Raw genomic sequence first — 25868 nt, forward strand, 5'->3', positions numbered from 1 at the left:
GCTGCGTGGGGGCGCCGCGCGCGGAACTCTCAGGTGCTACGGTACTGCCAGGCGGCGCCGCGTGGGCGGCCGCCCGTCCTGCAAGACAACGCTTACGAGTAGATCTTCGAGCCCGACTTCACGAACTCGATCGACTTCTCTTCCATTCCCTTCTGGGCAGCCGGCAGCGATGCCGCGTAGTCGCGCACTTCCTGCGTGATTTTCATCGAGCAGAACTTCGGCCCGCACATCGAGCAGAAGTGGGCGATCTTGGCGCCTTCGGCCGGCAGCGTGGCGTCGTGGAACGACCGTGCGCGCTCCGGATCGAGGCCCAGGTTGAACTGGTCTTCCCAGCGGAACTCGAAACGTGCCTTGGACAGCGCATTATCGCGCAGCTGCGCGCCGGGCCAGCCCTTGGCCAGGTCGGCGGCATGGGCGGCGATCTTGTACGTGATGATGCCTTCGCGCACGTCTTCCTTGTCCGGCAGGCCCAGGTGCTCCTTCGGCGTGACGTAGCACAGCATGGCCGTGCCCATCCAGCCGATGTTGGCGGCGCCAATGCCGCTGGTGATGTGGTCGTAGCCCGGCGCGATGTCGGTCACCAGCGGTCCCAGCGTGTAGAACGGGGCTTCGTAGCAGTGCTTCAGTTCCTCGTCCATGTTGGCCTGGATGCGCTGCAGCGGCACGTGGCCCGGGCCTTCGATCATCACCTGCACGTCGTGCTCCCACGCCTTGGCGGTCAGTTCGCCCAGCGTGCGCAGTTCTCCGAACTGGGCGTCGTCGTTCGAATCGGCGATACAGCCCGGACGCAGGCCGTCGCCGAGGCTGAACGACACGTCGTACGCCTTCATGATTTCGCAGATCTCGTCGAAGTGCGTGTACAGGAAGTTTTCCTTGTGGTGCGCCAGGCACCACTTGGCCATGATCGAGCCGCCGCGCGACACGATGCCGGTCACGCGGTCGGCGGTCAGCGGCACGTAGCGCAGCAGCACGCCGGCGTGGATCGTGAAGTAGTCCACGCCCTGCTCGGCCTGCTCGATCAGCGTGTCGCGGAACATTTCCCAGGTCAGGTCCTCGGCGATGCCGCCGGTCTTGTCCAGCGCCTGGTAGATCGGCACCGTGCCGATGGGCACCGGCGAGTTGCGCAGGATCCATTCGCGCGTTTCGTGGATGTGCTTGCCCGTGGACAGGTCCATGATGGTGTCGGCGCCCCAGCGGATCGACCAGACCATCTTTTCCACTTCCTCGGCCAGCGACGACGTCACCGCCGAATTGCCCAGGTTGCCGTTGATCTTCACGCGGAAGTTGCGGCCGATGGCCATCGGCTCCAGTTCCGTGTGGTTGATGTTGGCCGGGATGATCGCGCGGCCGGCGGCCACTTCGCGGCGCACGAATTCCGGCGTCATGTCTTCCGGACGCAGCGGCAGCGCGGCGCCCAGCGCATTGCCGGGATGCTGGCGCAGCAGCGCCTTGTATTCGGGCTTGTCGTACAGCGCCTGCAGGTTCAGCGATTCGCGCAGCGCCACGTATTCCATCTCGGGCGTGATGATGCCCTTGCGCGCATAGTGCATCTGCGACACGTTGGCACCGGCCTTGGCGCGGCGCGGGTTGGTCAGCTGGGCAAAGCGCAGGTGCGCCGTGGCGGGGTCGTTGGCGCGCGCCAGGCCATATTCCGACGACAGGCCGGACAGCACTTCGGTATCGTTGCGCTCTTCGATCCACTTGGCGCGCACGGGCGGCAGGCCGGCCTTCAGGTCGATATGCACGTCGGGGTCGCTGTACGGGCCCGAGGTGTCGTAGACGGGAATTGGCGGATTTGCCATCTCGCCCTTTTCGGTGCGGGTGGCGGTCTGCAGGATCGTGCGCAGCGGCACGCGGATATCGGGGCGGCTGCCCGTCAGGTAGGTCTTGGTCGATGCCGGATAGGCAAATTTCTGGTCGAGATCGCTTTCCAGCGACTCAAACGATGCGGCGGGGGCAGTACGGGCCATGGGTGTCGTCCTCTCTCTTGCGGGGATGGACGAAACCAGGAGCCCTGTGAGCCGGCCTGCGCGGCATGGCCGGCGGCGGCGTCCCGGTGCGGCAAAGGCGGCTTTCCCGCGGGACAAGAGGCAAATCGGTTTTTGTGAAACTTCCCACGCCGGTACTAGCCGGATCGGGTTCGAAGGGACTCTCTCAGCGCGCCCGGCCCATCCGGACGGCACCCCTGTTTCATCCAACGGGGTGAATTTAAGCACAAGCCCCGGCCCCGCGCCACCCGAAATTCGGTTCCAGCTGTCGTGCTTCACGGTATCGGAATCATGGTGCCTTGCAGCATTGCGAACCGGGAAGTTGCCGTACCATGGCCGCAGCCCGCCGAAGTGCCGACAAGCATTGCCGCCCCAGGAGATGCCATGACCGCCACACCCGCCGCCGACGTCGATCACGCCCGCATCGCAGACACCCACAGCGTGTTCAACCAGGTGCCCGACCTTGCCCACTACAACCTGTTCGACGCCGACCCCGGCCTGCGTGCCGCGCTGGATCGGCTGGGCGGGACGTGGCATGCCGACGCGCTGTCCGGCTATGGCGCCCGGCTTGGCGACCCCGAAGTGCAGGCATGGGCGGCGGATGCCAACCGCCTGACCCCGACGCTGCACACCCACAGCCGCACCGGCGAACGGATCGACCAGGTGCAGTTCCACCCCGCCTGGCATCACCTGCTGGCCCTGCTGCGCAGCCAGCAACTGCAGGCGCTGCCTTTCGCGCAACCGCGCGAGGGCGCGTGGGTGGCACGCACGGCCGGCTATTTCCTGCAGGCCCAGGTGGAATCGGGCGCGCTCTGCCCCACCACGATGACGTTTGCCAGCATCCCGGTGCTCAGCAAGGAACCGGCGCTCTATCGGGATCTGCAGGCCCGGCTGTTCTCGACCGGGCACGATCCGCGCGACCTGCCCTGGCGCGACAAGACCGCCGTGATGATCGGCATGGGCATGACCGAAAAACAGGGCGGCTCGGACGTCCGCGCCAATACCACCGTGGCCATGCCGGTGCGCGGCGAAGGCCGTGGCGCCGAGTACGCGCTGACCGGCCACAAGTGGTTTTTTTCGGCGCCGATGTGCGATGCCCACCTGGTGGTGGCGCGCATGGGCGCGGCCGACGGTCCGCTGTCGTGCTTCTTCGTGCCGCGCTTCCGGGACGACGGCAGCAAGAATCCGATCCTGATCCAGCGGCTCAAGGACAAGCTCGGCAACAAGTCCAATGCCAGCAGCGAGGTGGAATTCCGGGGCGCCACCGGCATCCTGATCGGTCCGGAAGGCCGCGGCATCCCCACCATCATCGAGATGGCCACCAACACCCGGCTCGACTGCGTGATCGGCAGCGCCGCGCTGCTGCGTGCGGCGCTGGTGCAGGCGCTGCATCACGCGCGCCACCGTATGGCGTTTGGCCGGCTGCTCGCCGACCAGCCGCTGATGCGCAACGTGCTGGCCGATCTGGCGCTGGAATCCGAGGCCGCCACGCAGATCATGATGGCGCTGGCGCACGCGTTCGAGCATGCCGGGGAAGACCCGTTGGCTGCCGCCTGGAAGCGCGTGATGACGCCGGCCGCCAAGTTCTGGATCTGCAAACGTGCGCTGGAAGCCACCGGCGAGGCGATGGAGGTCTGGGGCGGCAACGGCTATGTCGAGGAAGGCCCGATGGCCCGGCTGTACCGCGAGGCGCCGGTCAATTCGATCTGGGAAGGCTCGGGCAACATCATGTGCCTGGACGTGCTGCGCGCACTGCAGCGCAATCCCGATGATGGCGCCCGCATCCTGCACGACCTGGCGCGCCTCTCGAACGGCCACGCGCTGGTACGTGCGGAGCTTGCGTCACTTCAGGCGATGCTCCACGGTCCGGCGGAGGCGCTCGAAGCCAGTGCCCGCCGGTTTGCGCAGGGCCTCGTGCTGACCGCGCAGGCCGCGCTGATGATCGCCCACGCGCATCGGGAATCGGCCGAACAGTTCGTGGCAAGCCGCCTGGGGCGCCAGCACGGTCGCGTGTTCGGCACGCTGGATGCCGATATCGCCACTTTGGCCCGTATCGCCAACCGCGCCTGGCCCGCCTGACACTTATAGTGTGCGGACATCGCACATTGCGTGCTGCGTGGCAGTATCCCCACCTTCAGGGGGGAGGGCCCCTGCCGTAAACGTTGTGGCGACGGGCCCCGGCCCGCCTGCGAAACCTTCCAAGTCGTCGTCACAACGGACGGTCCACGCCAAGTAACGTGGCCGCCAAGCCACCCCCATGAATATCAGCAAACGTCTGCTTCTTACGCTGTCCCTTGCATTGCTCGCGCTACTCTTCGTTGGCCTGGGCGGTATCTGGCAACTGTCCAGGGCCGAGGACCGGTTCGAGTACTTCAACGACAACACGCTGACGAGCGTGCGCGACCTCAACAATGTCAGCGGCGCGCTGGCCAATATCCGCGTCTCGCTTTACCGGCATGCCATGACCACCGATGCCGGCGCCAAGACCGAAGCCGAGGGCATGCTCGACAGGTCCAACAAGCGTTTCGACGATCTGCTGGCCAAGTACGAGCGCGAAGACATCTCGGACGAGACCGACCGCAAGTTGCTGGAAGCCGATCGCGCGGCCATCAAGGCCTATCGCGAGACGCTGGGCGCGTTCCTGGAAAAATCCCGCGGCAATGATTTCGATGCCACGCGGGAAATGATCACGTCGGGTCCGGTGCACCTTGCCTCGACCGCCGTGCGCAAGGCCCTGGACGAGCATCTGGACTACAACACCAAGCTCGGCGAAGAGGCAGTGGCCTTCAACAAGGCCCAGTACCACACGTCGGTGCGCGTGTTCGTGATCGTCATCGCGGTCGCCGTGGCGCTGACCGCGTTCCTGGCCTTCGGCCTGTACCAGCGCATCCGCACCAGCCTCCATGAAATTCAGGGCACACTCGCGCACGTCAGCAACACGCTCGACCTCGACCACCGCGCCCCGGTGGACCGCCTCGACGAGATCGGCCTGACGGCCCAGTCGTTCAACGCGCTGATCGAGCGCGTGGCGGGCACGCTGCGCGAAGTGCGCCGTTCCACCGATTCGGTGAGCGTGGCCGCCGCGCAGATCGCCGCCGGCAACGTCGACCTGTCGTCGCGCACCGAAGAGCAGGCCGCGTCGCTGGAAGAAACGGCATCGAGCATGGAACAGCTCACGGCCACCGTGCGCCAGAACGCCGAAAACGCCCGCCAGGCATCGTCGCTGGCGTCAAACGCCGCGATGGTGGCCGACGAAGGCAACCAGTCGGTACAGCAGATGGTGGGCACCATGGGCGCCATCAGCAGCAGCTCCGAGCGTATCGCCGAGATCACCAACCTGATCGAGGGCATCGCCTTCCAGACCAACATCCTGGCGCTGAATGCCGCCGTGGAAGCGGCGCGTGCCGGCGAACAGGGCCGCGGCTTTGCCGTGGTGGCCGGCGAGGTGCGCAGCCTGGCGCAGCGTTCGTCGAGCGCCGCCAAGGAAATCAAGGAACTGATCGAGGCATCGGTCGATACGGTACGGACGGGTTCCGGCCAGGCCGAGGAAGTCGGCAAGACCATGACCGACATCCGCCAGGCCGTGAAGCGCGTGTCCGACATCATCGCCGAGATCTCGGCCGCGTCGCAGGAACAGAGCGCCGGCATCGAACAGGTGGGCCACGCCGTGGGCCAGATGGATCAGGTCACGCAGCAGAACGCCGCGCTGGTGGAAGAAGCCGCCGCCGCCGCGCAATCGCTGGACGAGCAAGCCGGCCGCCTGCGCGACATGGTGGGCCAGTTCCAGATGCGCGGGTAAGGCCGGCATCCGCGTTGTGCCTTTCTCCGCTCCCCACGGGTGGGAGCGGAGAAAATATGTCTCAGTCCGCGACGGCCGCCTCGCGGATCCGCAGCGTCACATGGGGGGCGAAGCGGATCAGGTCGTGGGCGCGCTCGCCGATCATGATGGCCGGCGCGTTGGTATTGCCGCCCACCAGCGTCGGCATGATCGACGCATCGACCACGCGCAGCCCCTCCACGCCTCGCACCCGCAATTGCGGGTCCACCACGGCCAGCGCGTCCATGCCCATGCGGCAGGTGCCTACCGGGTGATAGATCGTGTCCGCGTGCCGGCGGATCAGCGCGCACGCGGCCTCGTCGTCGCTGCCATCGAGCCGCAAGGCGTCCGAATACAGTTCGCGGCCGCCGAACACCGCCAGCGGCGCCTGCATGAAGATGCGCCGCACGATGCGCAGGCCTTCCAGCATCGTTGCCATGTCTTGCGGGTCCGTCAGGTAGCGGGGGTCGATGCGCGGCGCCTGCCGCATGTCGGCCGATGCCAGCCGGACCTCGCCCCGGCTGCGCGGACGCAGCACGCAGACATGGCAGGAATAGCCATGACCCAGGTTGACGCGCCGCATGTGGTTGTCGGCCATGCCGACCACGAAGTGCAGTTGCAGGTCGGGCTCGGCCAGGTCCGGACGGCTGCGCACGAACGCGCCGGCTTCGGCAAAATTCGATGTCAGCATGCCGGTCCGCTCGCGCCGATAGCGCAGGAATTCGGCCACCAGGCGCCTGGCGCCGCCCAGCGATATGCCGAACAGGTCGGACGCCGGCACGCGCTTGTGCAGGATGATGTCCAGATGATCCTGCAGGTTGCCGCCGACGCCGGGCAGATCATGCACCACGTCGATATCGTGCTCGCGCAGATGGGCGGCCGGCCCCACGCCTGACGCCATCAGCAGCTGTGGCGACCCGAATGCCCCGGCCGACACGATCACCTCGCGGCGCGCGCGCAGCACGATTTCCTGGCCGTCGCGCCACGCCAGCACCCCCACGGCGCGCCGTTTTTCGAACAGGATACGCAGCACCTGCGTGCCGGTCATCACATGCAGATGGCTGCGCCCGCCGTTGCAGTGGCGGTCGCGGACATTGCCGCCGTGCAGGTAGGCGCGCGCAGCGTTCCACCGTTCGCCGTTGTGCTGCGTGACCTGATACCAGCCCACGCCCTCCTGCTCCTCGCCGTTGAAATCGTCGTTGCGCACGATGCCCGCATGCTGCGCGGCATCGATGAAATGCTGGCCGAACGGATTGGGCGAGCGCAGGTCGCTGACATGCAGCGGGCCGGTGCCGCCGTGCAGCGGATCGTCGTCATGGCCGGCCACGCGTTCATTGCATTCGGCGCGGCGGAAGTATGGCAGCACGTCGTCCCACGACCAGCCGTCGCAGCCCGCCGCGGCCCATCCGTCGTAGTCGGCGGGCCGGCCACGCATATAGATCATGGCGTTGATCGACGACGACCCACCCAGGCCGCGCCCGCGTGGCTGATAGCCACACCGCCCGTCCAGACCAGGCTGGGGCGCGGTCAGGTAGCCGTAGTTGCGCGCGCCGGCGCGCGGCAGCATGGCCGCGCAGCCGGCAGGTGTGCGTACCAGCACATGATGGTCGTGGGCGCCGGTTTCCAGCAGCGCGATGGTGTCATTGCCGCTGTCGGCCAGCCGTCCAGCCAGCGCACAGCCTGCCGAGCCCGCACCCACGACGAGATAGTCAAAGGTCGTTTCCATCTGTCTCCCCGCGTGTCCGGTGCCGGTCCGGTCTCCCTGCGGACGCCCGCCGCGAAAGTCCAGTGTAGGCGCTGCCGCCGGCGTGGTGAAGCGGGGCGGCCCCGGAATCCGGGCGGCCAGCGCGCGGTGCCGCACGCCCCGCGTTTGGGAGCCGTCCTCCATTGATATAACCGACGCTCTGCCTTATGGTGCGCGATGGCCCACGCAAAACAGATCGCGCCTCAAGGAGACCGCCGATGAGAGAAGTGCCCGCCATGTCCACGGTGTTCAACGCCATGCATGCCGCGTCGCGCCACGACCAATCCCCGGCGTGGCCGGTCCGGGCCGACCGGCTGCGGCGCCTCAAGGCGCTGGTGCGCGACCACCACGACGCCATCGCGGCCGCGATCAACGCCGATTTCACGAACCGGCCGCGCCAGGAAACCGCGCTGCTGGAAGTATTCCCGAGCATGTCGGGCATCGATGACGCACTGCGGCATGGCAAGCGGTGGATGCGCGTGCGCCGGGTAAAGACCGGGCTCTGGTTCAAGCCGGGCAAGTCGCGCCTGATGCCGCAGCCGCTGGGCGTGGTCGGCATCGTGGTGCCCTGGAACTACCCGCTGTACCTGGCCATCGGGCCGCTGACCGGCGCGCTGGCGGCCGGCAACCGCGCGATGGTCAAGCTGTCCGAATTCACGCCGCGGTTTTCCGACCTGTTCGCGCGGCTGGTACAGGCCACGTTCGCGCCGGACGAGGTGGCGGTCATCAACGGCGACGCCGAGGTGGCCGCCGCCTTCAGCGCGCTGCCGTTCGACCACCTGCTGTTCACCGGCTCCACCAGTGTCGGCCATCACGTGATGAAGGCCGCCGCCGCGAACCTGACGCCGGTGACGCTGGAACTGGGCGGCAAGTCGCCGGCCATCATCGGCCCCGGCGCCGATTTCGAGCGCGCCGTGGAGCGCATCCTGGTGGGCAAGCTGCTCAATGCGGGGCAGACCTGCATTGCGCCGGACTATGTGCTGGTGCCGGCCGATCAGCGCGACCGGCTGGTCGACACCGCCCGGCGCGTGGTGAGCCGGCTCTATCCCGACATCGCGCGCAACCCGGACTACACGAGCATCATCAGCCCGCGCCATTTCGACCGGCTGGTATCGCTGATCGACGCCGCCCAGTCGGCCGGCGCGCGCGTGGTGCCGCTGACCGATGCCGGCCCCAACGCTGCCGTCCGGCAGCTGCCGCCCGTGCTGCTGACCGACGTTCCGGACGACGTGCGCGCGATGCAGGAAGAGATTTTCGGGCCGGTGCTGCCCGTGGTGACCTACCGCAACCTCGACGACGCAATCGGCTTCGTCAATGCGCGCCCCCGGCCGCTGGCGCTGTACGTGTTCGACAAGGGCGGCGACGTGGTGGATCGGGTGATGCGCCAGACTGTGGCCGGCGGCGTGACCGTCAACGACACCCTGTTCCATATCGCCCAGGACGATCTGCCCTTCGGCGGCGTGGGGCCCAGCGGGATGGGCGACTATCACGGCGCGGCCGGCTTCGAGACGTTCTCGAAACTCAAGCCCGTGTTCTATCAGGCTGGCCTGAACGGGGCTGGGCTGCTCAAGCCGCCCTACGGCAAGCGGTTCGCGTCGATGCTGAAGATGCTGATGCGCTAGCTGGGGAACTCAGGCAGCCAGCATCGGCTTGCCCAGCATGCGCGACAGCACGGCCTCGGGCGAATGGGTACGGTCGCCAATGGCGGCCGGGTCCAGGTAGATCGTCTGTTCCATCATCGCCTTGCCGCGCATGGCGGCGTGCAGCAGCTGGTCGCTGAACACGATCCAGGTGGCGCCCGGCGGGAAATGGAATTCCTGCTGCGGCACGGACTTCTGGTAGTCCAGGTCGGCCTTGGCCAGGTCGTGCAATTGCAGCATGCGGTGATCGTATTCGCTGCGCTCGCGCTTGGTGATGTGCAGCGTCTTCATCAGCCAGGCCTGGCCCGGCCACATGCCGTGCGTCTTTGGCACGAATCGCGCAGCAAAATCGCCAAATGGCTCGCCCACGCGCCACACACGCGGCGCTTCGGGGTCGATGTTGTGGAACACGCGCAGCAGGCGCTTGCCCAGCATCGGGTTCGACGGGAACGAATCCACATGCAGCCGCGTATCGTCCTTGCGCCAGCTGACCGGGCGGCCGGCGATTTCGCTCGGACGCAGCGACGTGCCCGCACGCGTCATATGCCCCTCGTACTCGGGAAACAGCGTGCGGATCAGCGTCTCGCTCGACGTGGCATAGCGATGGATCAGATTGTAGAGATCGGTCAGGTCCTGCTCGGTGCCGGCCGCCCCACGCACGGCGCGGTCGTTGGCGCGCAGGTTGATGTTCTTCGACTTGCCGTCGGAATAGCGCGGATCCAGGAACCGCTCCTCGCCCGGCTGCAAGCGGAACGCCAGGTTCGGAAAGTACAGCACGGCGCCCTGCTCCAGTTCGCGGCGCAGCGTGGCGCGCGTCTCGGGCGTTACCTCGGGCGACCAGTCGGTATAGGGCTGGGTGCGGATCAGGTCCAGGGACATGGCAATTCCGATAATTTCAGGTTGACCGGATTTTACCTCCATGCGGGCGCCGGCCCAGGTGCCGCCCGCGCAACAAAAAACCCCGCGGGCCCGTGAGGACCGGCGGGGTCTTGCAGCCGTGAAGACGCCCTGGGCGCTTACAGGCCGGCGGCGGCGCGCAGCACGGCGGCCTTGTCGGTGGCTTCCCACGAGAATTCCGGCTCCTCGCGGCCAAAGTGGCCGTAGGCGGCGGTCTTTTCGTAGATCGGGCGCAGCAGGTCCAGCATCGCCACGATGCCCTTCGGGCGCAGGTCGAAGTGTTCCTGCACCAGCTGGGCGATCTTCTCGTCGGAGATCTTGCCGGTGCCTTCCGTGTAGACGGTCACGTTGATCGGACGCGCCACGCCGATGGCGTAGCTGACCTGCACCTGGCACTGGCGCGCCAGGCCGGCGGCCACCACGTTCTTGGCCACGTAGCGGGCGGCGTAGGCAGCCGAGCGGTCAACCTTCGACGGGTCCTTGCCCGAGAACGCGCCGCCACCGTGCGGCGAAGCACCGCCGTAGGTATCGACGATGATCTTGCGGCCGGTCAGGCCGCAGTCGCCCTGCGGACCACCGATCACGAAACGGCCGGTCGGGTTCACCAGGTACTTCGTTTCCTTGAGCATGTCGGCCGGCAGCACGGGCTTGATGATCTCCTCGATCACCGCCTCGCGGATCTGTGCCTGCGAAATGTCCGGCGAATGCTGGGTCGACAGCACCACGGTGTCCACGCTGTGCGGACGGCCGTCCACGTAGCGCACGGTCACCTGCGACTTCGCATCGGGGCGCAGCCAGGGCAGGCGGCCATCGCGGCGCAGCTGCGACTGCCGCTCCACCAGGCGGTGCGAGTAGTAGATCGGGAACGGCATCAGTTCCGGCGTCTCGTCGCAGGCGTAGCCGAACATCAGGCCCTGGTCGCCGGCGCCCTGGTTCAGGTAGTCGTCCGATGCGCGGTCCACGCCCTGGGCGATGTCCGGCGACTGCTTGTCATAGGCAACCAGCACGGCACAACCCTTGTAGTCGATGCCGTAGTCGGTGTTGTCGTAGCCAATGCGCTTGATGGTGTCGCGTGCGACCTGAATGTAGTCGACGTTGGCGGTCGTGGTGATTTCGCCAGCCAGCACCACCAGACCGGTGTTGCAAAGGGTTTCCGCGGCCACGCGGGCGTACTTGTCCTGGGCCAGGATGGCGTCCAGGACGGCGTCCGAAATCTGGTCAGCGACTTTGTCGGGATGGCCTTCGGAGACGGATTCCGAAGTAAAGAGGAAATCGTTCGACACGATCTAGTTTCTCCAGGTTGGCTTTTCGGCTATTGCGTGCCACCTTCGGAAACGATGCGGCGACGCTTTAGCGGTATTTAGGCTGCTCCGGTAGAGCGGCATCGCCCCGCAAGTTGTCAGTTAACTCGGCGATGGCAGGTATTATACCGCCCTGCCGCTTCCGTTGCAGGCCGCTAATTCTTCAAATAACGGCAGGAAACGGGCGTATCTCAGAAATCCCTGACTGCTTTTGCGGTTATTACGCTTTACTTTCGGCTTTACCGGCTTCGTCTCGCCCGCACCGACATGACCTTTCTGTTCTGGCTCATCTCCCGCCTGCCACTGCGCGTGCTGCACGCCATCGGCGGTGCATTGGGGCTGCTCGTGGCGCGTCTGCCCGGCCGCTATGGGCGGCGTCTGGCCGAGAATTTTCGCCATGCCTACCCGCAGGCCACCGACGCCATGATTGCGGAGTCGGCGCGCCACACGGGGCGCCTGATCATGGAGATGCCGTACTTCTGGAGCCGCAAGGCGATCACCGTGCGCACGGACGATTTCGATGCATTGTGGTCGGAAGCAGCACGGCTCGGCGCAGCCGGCAACGGCGTGATCGTGCTGACCCCTCACCTGGGCTGCTTCGAGGTATTGCCGCAGGCCTATGCCCGGCAACAGCGCGTGACCTGCCTGTTCAAGCCGCCTCACCAGCCCTGGCTGCGCGATTTCGTCGAGCACATGCGCACCCGGCCCAATATGGCCATGGCGCCTGCCACGCCGCGCGGGGTACGTATGCTGGTCAAGGCACTCAAGCGCGGCGAGACCATCGGCATCCTGCCCGACCAGGTTCCAAGCGGCGGAGAGGGCACCTGGGCGCCGTTCTATGGCAAGCCCGCCTATTCGATGACGCTGGTGCATCGGCTGCAGCAACTGACCGGGGCACCCATCGTGATGGTCTTTGCCGAACGCCTGCCGCGCGGCGCCGGCTACCGCGGGCATCTGCGCGTCCTGTGCGGCGGCGGCATGCTGCCGGAAGACCCGGCCGCAGCGTCGGCTGTCATCAACGCAACGATCGAAGAGTTGATCCACATCGACCCGACGCAATATTTGTGGGGATATAACCGCTACAAACATCCGGCCGGGGCCGGGCTGCCGCCGGACATGGCCCCCGCCATGCCGGCGGTCACCAACAACGAGAATCAATGAGCCGCATCCTTACCTGGCTCGGCATCGGCTTGCTGACGGTGCTGGGCAAACTCCCCTACGCCTTTGTGGCGCGCTTTGGCGAGGCCCTGGGCAGCATCCTCTATCTTGTGCCGAACCCGCGCCGCGAGGTGGTGCGCGCCAACCTGCGCCTGTGCTTTCCGGACCGGTCCGATGCCGAGATCGAGGCCATGGCGCGCGAAACCTATCGGAAGGTGTTCCGCAGCTTTGCCGAAGGCGGCATCTTCTGGACCTGCGGCGAAGCCAAGATGCGCCGCCTGGTGCAGATCCAGGACCACGGCAACCTGCCGGCGCTGGACGGCACGCCGCATATCCTGGTGACGCTGCACCTGTCGGGCCTGGAAGCGGGTGCCATCCGCCTGACCATGCACCTGCGCGACACCGTGGGCCGTTCTGGCGCGTCGCTGTACACGGTGCAGAAGAACAGGCTGTTCGACGATTTCCTGAAGGTGGCGCGCGGCCGTTTTGGCGCCAACATGATCTCGCGCAATGACAGCGTGCGTAACATTCTGCGGGTTCTGAAGAAGGGCGAGGCACTGCAGCTGATTTCCGACATGGACTTCGGCGAGCGCGACTCGGAATTCGTGCCGTTCTTCGGCGTGCAGGCGCTGACGCTGACGTCGGTGTCGCGCCTGGCGCGGCTTGCCGGCGCCCGGGTGGTGCCGATCTACACCGAGCAGTTGCCCGACTACCAGGGCTACGTGCTGCACCTGCTGCCGCCGTGGGAGGACTACCCCGGAGAAAGTGTCACGGACGACACCCGGCGCATGAATGCGTTCTTCGAAGAGGCGATCCGTCCGCGCATCGCCGACTATTACTGGGTGCACAAACGCTTCAAGCACCGGCCGCCCGGCGAACCGGACATCTACTGATTACAATCGGCACCATGAAACTCCAGTTCACCAAGATGCACGGCGCCGGCAACGATTTCATCGTGCTGGACGGCATCCACCAGAAGCTCGACCTGACCGACGCGCAATGGCGCGCCCTGGCCAGCCGCCATTTCGGCATCGGCGCCGACCAGATCCTGATCGTCGAGAAATCGGCGCGCGATGACGTCGACTTCCGCTATCGCATCTTCAATGCGGACGGCGGCGAGGTGGAGCACTGCGGCAATGGCGCCCGCTGCTTCGTGCGCTTTGTCACCGACAAGGGCATGACCGACAAGCGGTCCGTGCGCGTGGAAGTCATGAACGGTGTCATCACCCTGACGCTGCAGGACGACGGCCAGGTCACGGTGGACATGGGCGCGCCCGAATTGACGCCGGCCCGCGTGCCCTTCATCGCCGACGGCCTGCCCACGCGCACCGAGGGCGACGACACGCTGTACGGCCTGGAAGTCAACGGCCGCAGCGAGTGGATTTCGGCCGTATCGATGGGCAACCCGCACGCGGTGCAGGTGGTGGACGATGTCGAGCAGTTTCCGGTGCTGCAGGACGGCCCCGTGATCGAGCATCACAAGTCGTTCCCGAACCGCGTCAATGCCGGCTTCATGGCCATCGCCGATCGCCACACGATCCACCTGCGCGTCTTCGAGCGTGGCGCGGGCGAGACCCTGGCCTGCGGCACCGGCGCCTGTGCCGCCGTGGTGGCCGGCATTCGCCGTGGCCTGCTCGATTCGCCTGTCAAGGTGCATACGCACGGCGGCGACCTCAGCATTGCCTGGCAGGGTGTGGGGCAGCCGGTGCAGATGACCGGTCCGGCGACGACCGTGTTCGAAGGGTCTATTGACCTGGCGACGCTCCCTGCCTGACCATAAGGGCTCGCCCCCGCGCCTGGCGGGGGCCGTGTGGAACGCGGGACGGCACCGGTCCCGCCACCGGAGAGCCCATGAGCCTGGACGATTTCCGCATCACCACGGGCAAGCAGTTCAAGCTTGCCGCCTTCGACGCCGCCAGCAAGCCGCTGTCCACCGGCAACAAGACTTCCGATAACGCCCATCTGGCCGAACTGAGCGGCCAGCTCGACGCCGTGCAGGACATCTTCTATGCCGAGCACAAGCACAAGCTGCTGATCGTGCTGCAGGGCATGGACACCAGCGGCAAGGACGGCACTGTCCGATCGGTCTTCCGCAGCTTCGATCCGCTGGGCGTGCGCATCGCCAGCTTCAAGGCGCCCACCCCCGAGGAACTGGCGCGCGACTACCTGTGGCGCGTGCATGCCCAGGTGCCGCGCAAGGGCGAAATCGTGATCTTCAACCGCAGCCACTACGAAGACGTGCTGATCACGCGCGTGCACGGCTGGATCGACGAAGCCGAATGCAAACGGCGCTACCGGCAGATCCGCGAATTCGAACAGATGCTGGTGGAGACGGGCACGACCATCGTCAAGTGCTTCCTGCATGTATCCAAGGGCGAGCAGAAGCAGCGGCTCGAGGAACGGATCGCCGATCCGCAGAAGCACTGGAAGTTCGACATGCAGGACCTGGCCGAACGCAAGTTCTGGAAGGAATACCAGCAGGCCTACGAAGACGCCATCGCGGCCACGGCCGCGCCCGAGGCGCCCTGGTATATCGTGCCGGCCGACTCGAAAAGCCATCGCAACCTGATGGTGGCGGAGATCCTGCGGGCCACCTTCGACAAGCTGCGGCCCGATTACCCGCCGCCCAAGCCCGAGCTGGCCAAGGTCGTGGTCGAGTAAGGGTCCAAGGGTCGAGTCAGCGCAAGGGCCCGCGTCATGGCGGACCATGCCGTCAGCCGCGGTCAGCCGTCGCCGTTGCCGCGATGCACGTCGTGCGTGACGAACGGGCGTTCGGGGCCGGGCATGGCCAGCCAGTGCGGATGCTTGAGCGTGTCGCGGATATCGTCGAGCCCACTGGACCAGTGCTCGTGCATCGTCAAAACGCCAAACTGGTAATCCTTGGCGCTGCCTTCGAAGCTCTTGTCGCGATAGATCAGCTGGATCACGTTGCGGCGCGCGTCGCAGGCGTGCTCGGCGGCGCGCTTGTACCACGCGTCGTCGCGCTTTGACGGCGGCACCAGCGCCATCAATTCGCTGAGCATGCGGCGATAGTTCTGCTGTTCGCGCATGGCGTCGGTGATGGCGCGCGTGCGGCTCGAATACTGGATGTCCTTCTGCCGCTCGGCCACGTCCAGCAGGTTATGCGGCAGCTTGCCGCGCGCGCTCCACAGATCCACCTGGAAGATCAGCGCGTCGCGCCGTGGCTGGGCCGTCAGCACTTCCTGCAGCGGGGTGTTCGACACCAGCCCGCCATCCCAGTAATACTCGCCATCGATTTCGATGGCCGGAAAGCCGGGCGGCAGCGCGCCCGATGCCATGAAATGCTCGGCGCGCAGCGTCATGCGGGTGTTGTCGAAGTACGCGAAATTGCCGGTGCGCACGTTGACCGCCCCCACCGACACGCGCATTTCCTTCGGCCTGTTGATCCGGTCGAAGTCGACAAACCGCTCCAGCGTGGCCTTGAGCGGCGCAGTGTCGTAATAGCTGGCGCTGCCCGGATCGTCGAAGCGCGACCAGAGATCGGCGATGTTGCGCGGCGAGAAAAAGCCGCGCTGGCCTTCCAGCAGTGCGCGCGTGGCGTTGATGCCGTCGAACCAGATGCGCATGGGCTCCGGCCACATCGGCGCGGCCTCGGTCAGCAGGTCCAGCGGCAGGCCGGGCAGCCACGGCTGGGCGCAGATGTATTCCCAGAACGCCCGCAACTGCGCGACCCGCGTTTCGGGCGGGTTGCCGGCGATGACCGCCGCGTTCAGGGCGCCGATGGAAATCCCGGCGATCCAGTTCGGATGAATGCCGCCTTCGGCCAGCCCCTGGTAGACGCCGGCCTGGTAGGAGCCAAGCGCCCCGCCACCCTGCAGCACCAGCGCGCGGATGGCGTAGGCTTCATGGGCCGGGCCCGCGTGCGGCGGCGCGTCGGGCGCGCAATGTTCGCGCGGCAGCGCCTTGCGGCGGTTTGCGGGCCGTTTGGCCTTGGACGGTGTGGCAGCGTCGGCCGCCGAATCCTGGGGCGGCGCGCCCTGTTCGCCAATCTCGCGCTGGATCGCTTCCTGATTCTGCCGCCGCTTTTCCGCCACGCCCCTGCTCCCCTGAAAATGAAAACGGCCCCAAGGCGGGGCCGTGTGCAACGCAACTGTCAGACGCCGTACTTCTGACGATAGGCAGCAACCGCGTCGCGAGAGTTCCCGAGTGCCGGGTCCTGCGAGGCATCCAGATACGCCAGCAAGTCCTTCAGCGACGCGATGGCGATCACCGGCACGCCGTATTCGCGCTGCACGTCCTGCACGGCCGAATGGGTGCCGATGTTGTCGGCGGTGCCGCTCTTTTCCATGCGGTCCAGCGCGATGAGCACGGCGGCCGGCTCGGCGCCGGCGGCGCGGATCATCTGCATCGACTCGCGCACCGAGGTACCGGCGGAGATCACGTCATCGACGATCACCACCTTGCCCTGCAGCTTGGCGCCCACCAGCGTGCCGCCTTCGCCATGGTCCTTGGCTTCCTTGCGGTTGTACGCAAACCCGACATCGCGGCCCATGCCGGCCAGCGCGACGGCCGTCGCCGACGCCAGCGTGATGCCCTTGTAGGCCGGCCCGAACAGCACGTCGAACTGCAGCCCCGAGTTGATCAGGGTCTTCGCGTAGAATTGCGCCACCTGGCCCAGCATCGCACCCTGGTTGAACAGGCCTGCGTTGAAGAAATACGGCGACTTGCGGCCAGCCTTGGTCACGAACTCGCCAAAAGACAGCACGCCTGCATCCAGTGCAAAGCGGATAAAGGTCTGGCTCAGGTCGGCCGGCGTCGTCTGCTGCGTCATCTTTTCTCTCTGAATTCAAAATTTCCCGAGATGTTACGGATTATCAGCGCCAACCTCAACGGCATCCGTTCGGCCCACAAGAAGGGCTTCTTCGAGTGGATGGGCAAGCAGAACGCCGACATGGTCTGCGTCCAGGAACTCAAGGCGCAGCAAGCCGACATGACCGAGGCGTTTCTGGCGCCACACGGCTATCACGGTTTTTTCCACTACGCCGAAAAGAAGGGCTACAGCGGCGTGGGCCTGTACACACGCCACCAGCCCGAACGCGTGGTCACGGGGTTCGGCTGTGCCGAATTCGACGCCGAGGGGCGCTACGTGGAAGTGCAGTATCCGCACCTTGCGGTCATTTCGGTCTATGTGCCGTCCGGATCGAGCGGCGAAGAGCGCCAGGCGGCCAAGTTCCGCTTCATGGAAGCCTTCCTGCCCCACCTGCTGCAACTGAAGGCCACCGGCCGCGAAATCGTCCTGTGCGGTGACGTGAACATCGCCCACAAGGAAATCGACATCAAGAACTGGAAGGGCAACCTCAAGAACTCCGGTTTCCTGCCCGAGGAACGCGCGTGGATCGGCGCCCTGTTCGACACCCACGGCTACGTCGACGTGTTCCGCCAGCTCGACCCGCGCCCCGAGCAGTACACCTGGTGGAGCAACCGCGGCCAGGCCTACGCCAAGAACGTCGGGTGGCGCATCGATTACCACCTGACCACCGCCAGGATTGCCGCCACGGCCAAAGCCTGCGCCATCTACAAGGACGAGAAGTTCAGCGACCACGCCCCGCTGTCCATCGACTACGACTTTCCGTTGTGATGGGGCGCCCCGGCGCAAGGCCGGGGCGGCTGACGGTTTCCGGCCTCAGATGGAGCGGATTTCGTCGAGCAGGTTCGGGTGGCGGTCGAGCAGCTTCAGAAGCTTGACGAGCGCCAGCGGCGGCTTGGTGCGGCCGGTCTCGTAACGCGAAAACGCGTTCACGCCGCCGCCGAAGATTTCGCCGGCCTCTTTCTGGTCCAGATGCAGCTTCTTGCGGACCGCGATGATGAAGGTGGGATCGACAAGGGACGCGTTGACCTGCTTGTTGAAGGCCAGGGCAAGGTCGTCCAGCCTCTCATGCGCCTCCCGGGAAAGAATCCCTTCGCCGCAGAGCGGACACCACTCGCCGTCCACGTCCTCGAACACTGTCGATTCGCCGCGATAGGCATAAGGCAGATCACGCCGTCCCTTGACGAGTTCGGCGCCGCCACATTCCGGGCATTTCATTTCGTTTCCGTTCCTTGGCCGCTGCCGGCCCGCCATCACCGTATCTTGAACGACACCACCAGCAAGTCGCCCTGAACGGTCAATTTGACGTAAAGGCTCCCATAGGGTGTGCGTGGGTGATACACATCCTGCCAGACGCGGTGGTCCCGATACGTCGTCATGCTCTTGTAGAAGTCAGCGGAACCCAGCTTGTCCACCACCGCCAACGCTTCGGCACGCGACATCGACATGGCCTGGTGTCCTTGTGCGGCCGATGCGGTAAACACGACCCGCCTTTCGGCAATCAGCGCCCTCACCTGGGCCAGCTTGTAATGCGCCGTCGATTTCTCCATGCGAGATTAACCTAGTTGGTTATTTTTCACCAGCCCGGAACGCACCGCGCCAACACGCCTCTTTTGGCGTAAACCCTGCGTCCGGCAGTCAATCTCGCTACAATGCAGGTTCTCCGCCCCCAAGGACAGGAGACTCTTCGCATTTTTCATAGTGAGTCCGCCATGGTTTTCAAAGTGTTCGTCGATGGTCAGGAAGGTACCACCGGTCTCCGGTTGCTTGACTATCTCTCGGGTCGCTCCGACGTGGAGCTGTTGCGCATTGCCGATGACAAGCGCAAGGACCCGCAGGAGCGAGCACGCTTCCTGAATGCCTCGGACGTCTCTTTCCTGTGCCTGCCCGATGTGGCTTCGCGCGAAGCGGTGTCGCTGGTCACCAATCCGGACACGTGCGTGATCGACGCCAGCACGGCGTTCCGCACCACCGACAGCTGGGCCTATGGCCTGCCCGAACTGACCCGCGGCCAGCGCGAGAAGATTCGCGCCAGCAACCGCATCGCCGTGCCGGGCTGCCACGCCAGCGCCTTCGTGCTGGCCGTGCGTCCGCTGGTGGAAGCGGGCCTGATGCCGGCCGATTACCCGATCTCGGCGTTCTCGCTGACCGGCTACAGCGGCGGCGGCAAGTCGATGATTGCCGAGTTCGAAGCCGGCGGTAACCCGAAGCTGAACAGCCCGCGTCCGTACGCGCTGGGCCTGGCGCACAAGCACCTGCCGGAAATGCGCGTGCAGGCCGGCCTGGCCCAGGCGCCGATCTTCAACCCGATCGTCGGCAACTTCCTGAAGGGCCTGTCGGTGACGGTGCCGGTGTATCCGTCGCTGCTGCGCACGCCGGCCAATGCCGAAGCCATCCTCGACATCTACCGCAAGCACTACGAGGGCGAGCAGTTCGTCCGCGTGCATCCGTACAACAGCGACGACAACCTGGACCACGGTTTCTTCGACGTCCAGGCCAGCAACGACACCAACCGGGTGGACCTGTTCGTGTTCGGTAACGAAGAGCGCCTGAACCTGGTGGCCCGCCTGGACAACCTGGGCAAGGGTGCGGCGGGTGCAGCGGTGCAGTGCATGAACGTGCGCATCGGCGCGGACGAAGCCAGCGGCCTGAAGGCTTGACGGCCGCACGCGAGCGCGTGAGGCAAAAAAAACCGGCTCCGCGGAGCCGGTTTTTTCATGGGGCGCCGGGCTGGCGGCAGGCTGGATCAGCCTCCCACCTTGACCAGCGTGGCCTTGAGCGCGACGCCGATATAGGCCGCGCCCTTCGCGCACACATAAGTCTTGTCGCTCGACGTTTCGTCGTCCTTCCAGTTGCTGCGGATCTCCATCAAGGCGTTGTTGCCCGTGCTGCTGGCCCGTTGCTGCAATTCCTGCAGCGCCTCGACGAACACGGTCTGGCACAGTTCGGCATCGGTCGGCACAGGCGTGTCCTGCACCCGGCTCACAGGCCGGCGCACGCGCTTCACCGTCTTGAACAACACCGGATTCTGTGCGCCGTCGAGCCGGTTGAAGCCCCACGACATCTGGATGCCCGGGTCGATCCGGGTCGCCGCCGTGGGCGACTTCAAGGCGGCATCGATCGGCATGTTCATGAGTTGGTCGGCCGCGCTGGCGGCGCCCGATGCCAGTAAAGCGGTTGCGACGAGGGCACTGCGCAATGTCTTGTTCATGGGCCTCTCCCTGGTTGAGTCGATCCTCGGCATCGGCGGCGCCACGCGCCTCGAACGCCACCCGGATGATGCTACCCGATCCGCCGCTGCACGAACCAGATTGAAGTGTTTACTTTTTTAGTGGCCGCCGCTGGTCTTCGTCGCCAGCGTCCACCGGCGCGCCGGCCAGGCCAGCCATGTTGGCCTGATGCGGCGCAAGCTTGTCCATCGGCATGTTCATGGTCTTCGCGTAGATCGGCAGCACCTCTTGCATGTGCGCCTCCAGCACCGCGATGCGGCTGCGGCCCGACGGATGGGTCGACGAGAATTCGTCGCCCGCCTGCAGGAACTTGCCCATCTTCTGCCACAGCGTGATGGCGGCGCGCGGGTCGTAGCCGGCGCGGGCGGCGATGTCCATGCCGATCAGGTCCGCCTCGGTCTCTTCCAGCCGCGAGAACCGCAGCGACAACATCTTGGCGTTGGACCCGATGTCCATGTTGCCCAGGTTGCCGAAGCCGGTCAGCTGCGACACCACGTTGGCCCCCAGATTCGAGATTTCCGCCTGCGCCGCGCGCTGGCGCGCGTGCTCTTCCAGCGCATGGGCAATCTCGTGGCCCATCACCACGGCCACTTCGTCGTCGGTCAGCTTCAATTCGTCGAGCAGCCCCGTATAGACGGCCATCTTGCCGCCAGGCATGCAGAAGGCGTTGATCTGCTTCGCGCGGATGACGTTGATCTCCCACGGCCAGCGGCCGGCGCGCGGGTTCCAGAGCACGGTCTGCGGCAGCAGCCGGATGCCGATCTCGCGCAGGCGCTGCACCTGCGGATCGGCGTCGTCCAGCAGCGTATGTTTGGCGATGGCTTCCTGCTTGACCTGTTCGTACTCGCGGGCGGCCTGCTGGTCGATGACTTCCATCGGCACGATCTCGCGCACCTTCGAATAGCGCCGCTCCACACGCACGCCGTCGTCGGGGGCCGCCACCAGTGCCACGTCCTGGGCCACCACGGGCAGCGCCGGTGCCAGCGCCACGGCGGCCAGGATGACGCGCAGGCAGGACTGACGCATGGTCTCGGGCATGATGGGATTCACGGCGGGGCTCGATGCGAAATAAGTCGTGGCGGGTTCGGGGGCAGCGCGAACGGGTGATGCAATAATACACGCCAGCCTTGGCGCCACCCCATCATGAATTTCCAGACCTATCTCGACATCTTCCGCAACCGCCGCATCGGCGCCATGCTGACGCTCGGTTTTGCCTCCGGCCTGCCGCTGGCACTGACTTCCGGCACGCTGCAGGCCTGGATGACCGTCGAAGGGCTCGACATCAAGACGATCGGCTTCTTCTCGCTGGTGGGCCAGGCCTATATCTTCAAGTTCCTGTGGGCGCCGCTGATGGACCGCTACACGCCGCCGATGCTGGGACGGCGGCGCGGCTGGCTGCTGGTGACCCAGCTGGCGCTGGTGGGCAGCATCGCGGCGATGGCCTTCTGCCCGCCGCACCAGGCCCTGTGGGCGCTGGCGGCACTGGCCACGCTGGTGGCCTTCCTGTCCGCGTCGCAGGACATCGTGTTCGATGCCTACAGTACCGACGTGCTGCGCCCCGCCGAACGCGGGGCCGGCGCGGCGGTCAAGGTGCTGGGCTATCGGCTGGCCATGCTGGTGTCGGGCGGCCTGGCGCTCTACCTGGCCGACCGCGTGCTGGGCTGGTCGAACATGTACCTGCTGATGGCCGCGCTGATGAGCGTGGGCCTGCTCACGCTGATGTGGGCGCCCGAACCGGACACCCCGGCGCGCGCGCCCAGGTCGCTGGAAGAGGCGGTACTCGGCCCGCTGCGCGACTTCTTCGGCCGCCAGGGCGCCTGGTGGCTGCTGCTGCTGATCGTGCTGTACAAGCTCGGCGATGCCTTCGCGGGCAGCCTGTCGACCACCTTCCTGATCCGGGGGCTGGGCTTCGACCCCGGCGAGGTCGGCATCGTCAACAAGACGCTGGGCCTGGCGGCCACGATCATCGGCGCGCTGTTCGGCGGGTCGCTGATGGTGCGGCTGGGGCTGTATCGATCGCTGATGCTGTTCGGCGTGCTGCAGGGGGTGTCGAACCTGGGCTACTGGGTCCTGGCGGTGACGCCGCCGCACCTGTGGACCATGGCCGCGACCATCGCTGTGGAGAACATCTGCGGCGGCATGGGCACGGCGGCCTTCGTGGCGCTGCTGATGACGCTGTGCAACCGCTCGTTCTCGGCCACGCAGTACGCGCTGCTGTCGGCGCTGGCGTCGATCGGCCGCGTCTACGTGGGCCCGACCTCGGGCTACATGGTCGAGGCGTGGGGCTGGGCGCCGTTCTACCTCGGCACCGTCATCGCGGCCGTGCCCGGCGTGGCGCTGCTCTGGGCCATGCGCCACACCGTCCACCGCTACGAAGCCCAGGCGCGCGAGCCGGCAGAGGCGGCGGCGGTCCGGCCGGCATAGTTCAAGGCGCCGGGCCCGTCCGGCCATGGCGCACAGGGGCGGGCCCCGGACTTACTCCTTGTAGTAGACGATCTGGTGCGAGGTGGCGAGCAACGCGCCATCGGGGCTCCAGATCTCGGCGGTCTGGTCGAAGAAGCCCTGCCGGAACACGCGCGCCTGGGCGCTGCCCAGCACGTGTCGGTCGCCCAGCGCGGCCAGCGTGGCCGCATCGGCGTGGAAATACGTGGTCAGCGATACCGTGCCGGCCGGCACAAAGCCCGCCCGCTTGAGGAAGATGCGCGGATAGAACGCGTCGCACCAGGCCGCCATGGCAGCATAGTCCGGCGTGCGCGCCGGTTCGTCGCGGATCCAGAATTGCGTCAGGCTGTCCGGATTCTCCGTGCCCGGCGCGGCCGCGGGCTTGGCGCCCCGCACCGCGCGCATGTCATAGCTGTTGATCCATTTCACGGGTGCGAAGCCACCCATCTTCGGCAACGTCTGGGCGGCGGGCACGTCCGGCATCGCCGCTTCGCCACAATTCCATGTTTCGCGGCGCACCGCGAACACGGCGCTGCCGGTGGTGGTGACTTCGCCGTTCTGCAGCACTTCCAGATGCCAGTGCTGGGTCGACCGGTTGGTCCGCGCCGGCCGGGCGACGATCTCGAACGCCCCTTCCGCAATCGGGCCGGCAAAGTTGACGGTCAGCGCGCTGGGATCGCCCAGCCGCTCGGGATGGATCAGCGCCGCCTGCAGCATCGCTGCCGCCGTGGCGCCGCCGAACGGCCCGATCATGTTCCAGTAGGCCTGGCTGGTATGTCCCCGGAAGCGGTGTTCGCCGGCCGGTTCCAGTTGCAGGGCGTGATCGAGCGGATGCAGGGGCGCTTGCGTCATGGCGGTGGATGCAGGAAAAAAGTACGGTCGTTCGGTAACGACGTACGGTATGCCCGCCAGAAGCTTGCGTCAAGCTAGGGACGCTTCGATTCCGCCCTGCAGCGCGCCGGGCGGAATCTGGGGATACCCATGTCAGGTGGCCGTCACCCGGTACACCGCCAGGCTGCCGCGCCAGTTGACGCCCCAGTTCACGGTCACGCCTTCGTGCATCACCACGCGGTCCAGCACGCGCAGGCCCACCTTGGGCGCCAGTTCCTCGAAATCGCGGATCGTCAGCACGCGCACGTTCGGCGTGTTGTACCACTGGTACGGCAGCGACTCCGACACCGGCATGCGGCCCTGGAACACCGACAGCCGGTGCGGCCAGTAGCCGAAGTTCGGGAACGACACGATGCACTCGCGGCCCACGCGCAGCGTGTCGCGCAGTACCTGCGCCGTGTTGTGGATGGTCTGCAGCGTCTGCGACAGGATCACCGTGTCGAAGCTCTTGTCCTCGAACAGCGCCAGGCCGCCCTCCAGGTTCTGCTGGATCACGTTGACGCCCTTCTGGGCGCAGGCCAGCACCTCTTCGTCACGGATCTCGATGCCATAGGCCTTCACGTCCAGCTCGTCCTGCAGCACGCGCAACAGGCTGCCATCGCCGCAGCCGGCGTCTAGCACGGTGGAGTTTGGCTCCACCCAGCGGGCAATCGCGCGAAAGTCGGGGCGCAGCGCGAGGATATTGGGATTGGCGGCGTTCATGCACCGATCTCCTCGGCAATGCGTTCGTAGTAGGCGCGCATCAGGTTGTGATAACGCGGGTCTTCCAGCAGGAAGGCGTCGTGGCCATGCGGCGCGTCGATCTCGGCGTACGACACTTGCCGCTTGTTGTCGAGCAGCGCCTTGACGATCTCGCGGCTGCGGTTCGGCGCGAAACGCCAGTCCGTGCTGAAGCTGACCACCAGGAACTTGGAGTGCGTCTGGGCCATGGTCTTGGTCAGGTCGCCCTGGAAAGCCAGCGCCGGGTCGAAATAGTCCAGCGCGCGCGTGATCAGCAGGTAGGTGTTCGCGTCGAAGTACTCGGCGAACTTGTCGCCCTGGTAGCGCAGGTAGCTTTCCACCTGGAATTCGACGTCGAACGAGAACTGGATGTCCTCGGCCTTCAGCGTCCGGCCGAATTTCTCGGCCATGTCCTCGTCGGACAGGTACGTGATATGGCCGATCATGCGCGCCACGCGCAGCCCGCGCTTGGGCTTCACGTTGTGCGCGTAGTAGTTGCCGCCGTGGAAATCGGGGTCGGACAGGATGGCGCTGCGTGCCACTTCGTTGAACGCGATGTTCTGCGCCGACAGCTTCGGCGTGGACGCCACCACGATGCAGTGGCGCAGGCGGTCCGGGTACATCAGGCTCCAGGCCAGCGCCTGCATGCCGCCCAGGCTGCCGCCCATCACCGCCGCGAACTGGTCGATGCCGAAGTGGTCGGCCACGCGCGCCTGCGCGTTGACCCAGTCCTCGACCGTCACCACCGGGAACAGCGCGCCGTAGGGGGCGCCGGTGGCCGGGTTGGCGCTCATCGGCCCCGTCGAGCCGAAGCACGACCCGAGGTTGTTCACGCCGATGACGAAGAAGCGGTTGGTATCGAGCGGCTTGCCGGGGCCGACCATGTTGTCCCACCAGCCGATATCGCGCGGGTTGTCGGCGGCGATGCCGGCCACGTGGTGCGAGGCGTTCAGGGCGTGGCACACCAGCACGGCATTGCTGCGCGAGGCGTTGAGCGTGCCGTAGGTCTCGACCATCAGGTCATAGCCGGCGATCTGGCTGCCGTTGCGCAGCTTCAGCGGTTCGGCGAAATGCAGGCGCTGGGGCGTGACGACGCCGACGGAATCGGTCGGCACATCGAGCACGCCAGCGGGAGGAGCGACATCGGTCATGGAGCAGGCCCGCGTCAAGTCAGCAGGCGAAAAAAAACCCGACCGGCCAATGCGTAGGGTT

Annotated in this window: 23 protein-coding genes and 1 riboswitch; of the genes, 10 read left to right on the top strand and 13 right to left on the bottom strand. The window is 66.2% G+C overall.

Translation table 11 applies throughout. The annotated features are described in order from the left end of the window. Positions 1-92: 92 nt before the first annotated feature. Positions 93-1970 carry a phosphomethylpyrimidine synthase ThiC gene (gene thiC / locus AC24R4_RS15670; RefSeq protein WP_153949890.1) on the bottom strand — a complete coding sequence of 626 codons (1878 nt, stop codon included), beginning with the start codon at positions 1968-1970 and terminating at the stop codon, positions 93-95. Positions 1971-2094: 124 nt separating this feature from the next. After that, positions 2095-2197, bottom strand: a riboswitch (TPP riboswitch). Between the two features lie 175 nt (positions 2198-2372). On the opposite strand from thiC, the gene AC24R4_RS15675 reads away from it, so the two are divergent. Further along, positions 2373-4067 (top strand): acyl-CoA dehydrogenase family protein, encoded by a 1695-nt coding sequence (locus AC24R4_RS15675; RefSeq protein WP_400391731.1) that lies wholly within the window; start codon positions 2373-2375, stop codon positions 4065-4067. A 178-nt stretch (positions 4068-4245) separates the two neighbouring features. Continuing rightward, positions 4246-5787: a methyl-accepting chemotaxis protein gene (locus AC24R4_RS15680; RefSeq protein ID WP_400391734.1), complete on the top strand. Its 1542-nt coding sequence runs from the start codon at positions 4246-4248 to the stop codon at positions 5785-5787. Positions 5788-5848: 61 nt separating this feature from the next. On the opposite strand, the gene AC24R4_RS15685 is transcribed toward AC24R4_RS15680, so the two are convergent. Beyond that, positions 5849-7531, bottom strand: coding sequence for a GMC family oxidoreductase (locus AC24R4_RS15685; protein ID WP_400391737.1), 1683 nt, complete (start codon positions 7529-7531; stop codon positions 5849-5851). 236 nt (positions 7532-7767) lie between these two features. Here AC24R4_RS15685 and AC24R4_RS15690 point away from each other — a divergent pair, with 236 nt between their 5' ends. After that, positions 7768-9171, top strand: a complete 1404-nt coding sequence (locus AC24R4_RS15690) for a coniferyl aldehyde dehydrogenase (RefSeq protein ID WP_400391740.1) — start codon at positions 7768-7770, stop codon at positions 9169-9171. A gap of 9 nt (positions 9172-9180) precedes the next feature. Here the strand turns inward: AC24R4_RS15690 and kdoO are convergent, their stop codons facing one another. Continuing rightward, on the bottom strand, positions 9181-10068 hold the full coding sequence (kdoO, locus tag AC24R4_RS15695; protein ID WP_400391743.1) for a Kdo hydroxylase KdoO: 888 nt from the start codon (positions 10066-10068) through the stop codon (positions 9181-9183). A gap of 137 nt (positions 10069-10205) precedes the next feature. Next, entirely contained in the window at positions 10206-11369 is a 1164-nt protein-coding gene (gene metK / locus AC24R4_RS15700; RefSeq protein WP_092602939.1) for a methionine adenosyltransferase, read from the bottom strand. Positions 11370-11654: 285 nt separating this feature from the next. Here metK and AC24R4_RS15705 point away from each other — a divergent pair, with 285 nt between their 5' ends. From AC24R4_RS15705 to AC24R4_RS15720, 4 genes are all read left to right on the top strand, one after another. Beyond that, positions 11655-12548, top strand: a complete 894-nt coding sequence (locus AC24R4_RS15705) for a lysophospholipid acyltransferase family protein (RefSeq protein WP_400391747.1) — start codon at positions 11655-11657, stop codon at positions 12546-12548. Further along, positions 12545-13438 carry a lipid A biosynthesis lauroyl acyltransferase gene (locus AC24R4_RS15710; RefSeq protein WP_400391750.1) on the top strand — a complete coding sequence of 298 codons (894 nt, stop codon included), beginning with the start codon at positions 12545-12547 and terminating at the stop codon, positions 13436-13438. The genes AC24R4_RS15705 and AC24R4_RS15710 overlap by 4 nt, the downstream gene beginning before the upstream one ends. Before the next feature lie 14 nt (positions 13439-13452). Next, the gene (gene dapF, locus AC24R4_RS15715) at positions 13453-14319 is read left to right on the top strand and encodes a diaminopimelate epimerase (RefSeq protein ID WP_400391753.1); all 867 of its coding nucleotides are present in this window, start codon (positions 13453-13455) and stop codon (positions 14317-14319) included. Positions 14320-14396: 77 nt separating this feature from the next. Next, entirely contained in the window at positions 14397-15206 is an 810-nt protein-coding gene (locus AC24R4_RS15720) for a polyphosphate kinase 2 family protein (RefSeq protein ID WP_400391756.1), read from the top strand. A 62-nt stretch (positions 15207-15268) separates the two neighbouring features. Here the strand turns inward: AC24R4_RS15720 and AC24R4_RS15725 are convergent, their stop codons facing one another. Together AC24R4_RS15725 and pyrE are read right to left on the bottom strand one after the other, a co-directional pair. Beyond that, positions 15269-16600: a DUF3734 domain-containing protein gene (locus AC24R4_RS15725; protein WP_400391759.1), complete on the bottom strand. Its 1332-nt coding sequence runs from the start codon at positions 16598-16600 to the stop codon at positions 15269-15271. Positions 16601-16659: 59 nt separating this feature from the next. After that, complete coding sequence (pyrE, locus tag AC24R4_RS15730) at positions 16660-17337, bottom strand: orotate phosphoribosyltransferase (protein WP_066730642.1); 678 nt, start codon at positions 17335-17337, stop codon at positions 16660-16662. Between the two features lie 30 nt (positions 17338-17367). Between pyrE and AC24R4_RS15735 the strand changes: the two genes are divergently transcribed. After that, positions 17368-18144 carry an exodeoxyribonuclease III gene (locus AC24R4_RS15735; RefSeq protein ID WP_400391762.1) on the top strand — a complete coding sequence of 259 codons (777 nt, stop codon included), beginning with the start codon at positions 17368-17370 and terminating at the stop codon, positions 18142-18144. 45 nt (positions 18145-18189) lie between these two features. Here the strand turns inward: AC24R4_RS15735 and AC24R4_RS15740 are convergent, their stop codons facing one another. Both AC24R4_RS15740 and AC24R4_RS15745 read right to left on the bottom strand, forming a co-directional pair. After that, positions 18190-18591: a type II TA system antitoxin MqsA family protein gene (locus AC24R4_RS15740; protein ID WP_487523332.1), complete on the bottom strand. Its 402-nt coding sequence runs from the start codon at positions 18589-18591 to the stop codon at positions 18190-18192. A gap of 35 nt (positions 18592-18626) precedes the next feature. Next, positions 18627-18923: a type II toxin-antitoxin system MqsR family toxin gene (locus AC24R4_RS15745; protein ID WP_487523333.1), complete on the bottom strand. Its 297-nt coding sequence runs from the start codon at positions 18921-18923 to the stop codon at positions 18627-18629. Positions 18924-19085: 162 nt separating this feature from the next. Between AC24R4_RS15745 and argC the strand changes: the two genes are divergently transcribed. Continuing rightward, positions 19086-20033, top strand: a complete 948-nt coding sequence (gene argC, locus AC24R4_RS15750) for an N-acetyl-gamma-glutamyl-phosphate reductase (protein WP_400397479.1) — start codon at positions 19086-19088, stop codon at positions 20031-20033. A gap of 86 nt (positions 20034-20119) precedes the next feature. On the opposite strand, the gene AC24R4_RS15755 is transcribed toward argC, so the two are convergent. Both AC24R4_RS15755 and AC24R4_RS15760 read right to left on the bottom strand, forming a co-directional pair. Continuing rightward, entirely contained in the window at positions 20120-20584 is a 465-nt protein-coding gene (locus tag AC24R4_RS15755) for an excinuclease ATPase (RefSeq protein WP_487523334.1), read from the bottom strand. A 109-nt stretch (positions 20585-20693) separates the two neighbouring features. Beyond that, positions 20694-21629 carry a M48 family metallopeptidase gene (locus AC24R4_RS15760; RefSeq protein WP_400392885.1) on the bottom strand — a complete coding sequence of 312 codons (936 nt, stop codon included), beginning with the start codon at positions 21627-21629 and terminating at the stop codon, positions 20694-20696. Between the two features lie 117 nt (positions 21630-21746). Between AC24R4_RS15760 and AC24R4_RS15765 the strand changes: the two genes are divergently transcribed. Beyond that, the gene (locus AC24R4_RS15765; RefSeq protein WP_400392883.1) at positions 21747-23027 is read left to right on the top strand and encodes a muropeptide transporter; all 1281 of its coding nucleotides are present in this window, start codon (positions 21747-21749) and stop codon (positions 23025-23027) included. Positions 23028-23078: 51 nt separating this feature from the next. Here AC24R4_RS15765 and AC24R4_RS15770 read toward each other — a convergent pair whose 3' ends face one another. From AC24R4_RS15770 to metX, 3 genes are all read right to left on the bottom strand, one after another. Beyond that, complete coding sequence (locus AC24R4_RS15770) at positions 23079-23897, bottom strand: acyl-CoA thioesterase (RefSeq protein ID WP_400392881.1); 819 nt, start codon at positions 23895-23897, stop codon at positions 23079-23081. 132 nt (positions 23898-24029) lie between these two features. After that, a complete protein-coding gene (metW, locus tag AC24R4_RS15775; protein WP_400392879.1) occupies positions 24030-24638 on the bottom strand; it encodes a methionine biosynthesis protein MetW in 609 nt (202 codons plus the stop codon). Next, positions 24635-25807, bottom strand: coding sequence for a homoserine O-succinyltransferase MetX (gene metX, locus AC24R4_RS15780; RefSeq protein WP_400392877.1), 1173 nt, complete (start codon positions 25805-25807; stop codon positions 24635-24637). The genes metW and metX overlap by 4 nt, the downstream gene beginning before the upstream one ends. Positions 25808-25868 lie beyond the last annotated feature (61 nt).

Source organism: Cupriavidus sp. CER-90 (assembly GCF_057652055.1).

What these genes read in the sequence shown, in the direction of transcription:
- thiC (WP_153949890.1), bottom strand. Translation starts at nt 1,970, where the DNA reads ATGGCCCGTACTGCCCCCGCCGCATCGTTTGAGTCGCTGGAAAGCGAT.
- AC24R4_RS15675 (WP_400391731.1), top strand. Translation starts at nt 2,373, where the DNA reads ATGACCGCCACACCCGCCGCCGACGTCGATCACGCCCGCATCGCAGAC.
- AC24R4_RS15680 (WP_400391734.1), top strand. Translation starts at nt 4,246, where the DNA reads ATGAATATCAGCAAACGTCTGCTTCTTACGCTGTCCCTTGCATTGCTC.
- AC24R4_RS15685 (WP_400391737.1), bottom strand. Translation starts at nt 7,531, where the DNA reads ATGGAAACGACCTTTGACTATCTCGTCGTGGGTGCGGGCTCGGCAGGC.
- AC24R4_RS15690 (WP_400391740.1), top strand. Translation starts at nt 7,768, where the DNA reads ATGAGAGAAGTGCCCGCCATGTCCACGGTGTTCAACGCCATGCATGCC.
- kdoO (WP_400391743.1), bottom strand. Translation starts at nt 10,068, where the DNA reads ATGTCCCTGGACCTGATCCGCACCCAGCCCTATACCGACTGGTCGCCC.
- AC24R4_RS15705 (WP_400391747.1), top strand. Translation starts at nt 11,655, where the DNA reads ATGACCTTTCTGTTCTGGCTCATCTCCCGCCTGCCACTGCGCGTGCTG.
- AC24R4_RS15710 (WP_400391750.1), top strand. Translation starts at nt 12,545, where the DNA reads ATGAGCCGCATCCTTACCTGGCTCGGCATCGGCTTGCTGACGGTGCTG.
- dapF (WP_400391753.1), top strand. Translation starts at nt 13,453, where the DNA reads ATGAAACTCCAGTTCACCAAGATGCACGGCGCCGGCAACGATTTCATC.
- AC24R4_RS15720 (WP_400391756.1), top strand. Translation starts at nt 14,397, where the DNA reads ATGAGCCTGGACGATTTCCGCATCACCACGGGCAAGCAGTTCAAGCTT.
- pyrE (WP_066730642.1), bottom strand. Translation starts at nt 17,337, where the DNA reads ATGACGCAGCAGACGACGCCGGCCGACCTGAGCCAGACCTTTATCCGC.
- AC24R4_RS15735 (WP_400391762.1), top strand. Translation starts at nt 17,368, where the DNA reads ATGTTACGGATTATCAGCGCCAACCTCAACGGCATCCGTTCGGCCCAC.
- AC24R4_RS15740 (WP_487523332.1), bottom strand. Translation starts at nt 18,591, where the DNA reads ATGAAATGCCCGGAATGTGGCGGCGCCGAACTCGTCAAGGGACGGCGT.
- AC24R4_RS15745 (WP_487523333.1), bottom strand. Translation starts at nt 18,923, where the DNA reads ATGGAGAAATCGACGGCGCATTACAAGCTGGCCCAGGTGAGGGCGCTG.
- argC (WP_400397479.1), top strand. Translation starts at nt 19,086, where the DNA reads ATGGTTTTCAAAGTGTTCGTCGATGGTCAGGAAGGTACCACCGGTCTC.
- AC24R4_RS15755 (WP_487523334.1), bottom strand. Translation starts at nt 20,584, where the DNA reads ATGAACAAGACATTGCGCAGTGCCCTCGTCGCAACCGCTTTACTGGCA.
- AC24R4_RS15760 (WP_400392885.1), bottom strand. Translation starts at nt 21,629, where the DNA reads ATGCGTCAGTCCTGCCTGCGCGTCATCCTGGCCGCCGTGGCGCTGGCA.
- AC24R4_RS15765 (WP_400392883.1), top strand. Translation starts at nt 21,747, where the DNA reads ATGAATTTCCAGACCTATCTCGACATCTTCCGCAACCGCCGCATCGGC.
- AC24R4_RS15770 (WP_400392881.1), bottom strand. Translation starts at nt 23,897, where the DNA reads ATGACGCAAGCGCCCCTGCATCCGCTCGATCACGCCCTGCAACTGGAA.
- metW (WP_400392879.1), bottom strand. Translation starts at nt 24,638, where the DNA reads ATGAACGCCGCCAATCCCAATATCCTCGCGCTGCGCCCCGACTTTCGC.
- metX (WP_400392877.1), bottom strand. Translation starts at nt 25,807, where the DNA reads ATGACCGATGTCGCTCCTCCCGCTGGCGTGCTCGATGTGCCGACCGAT.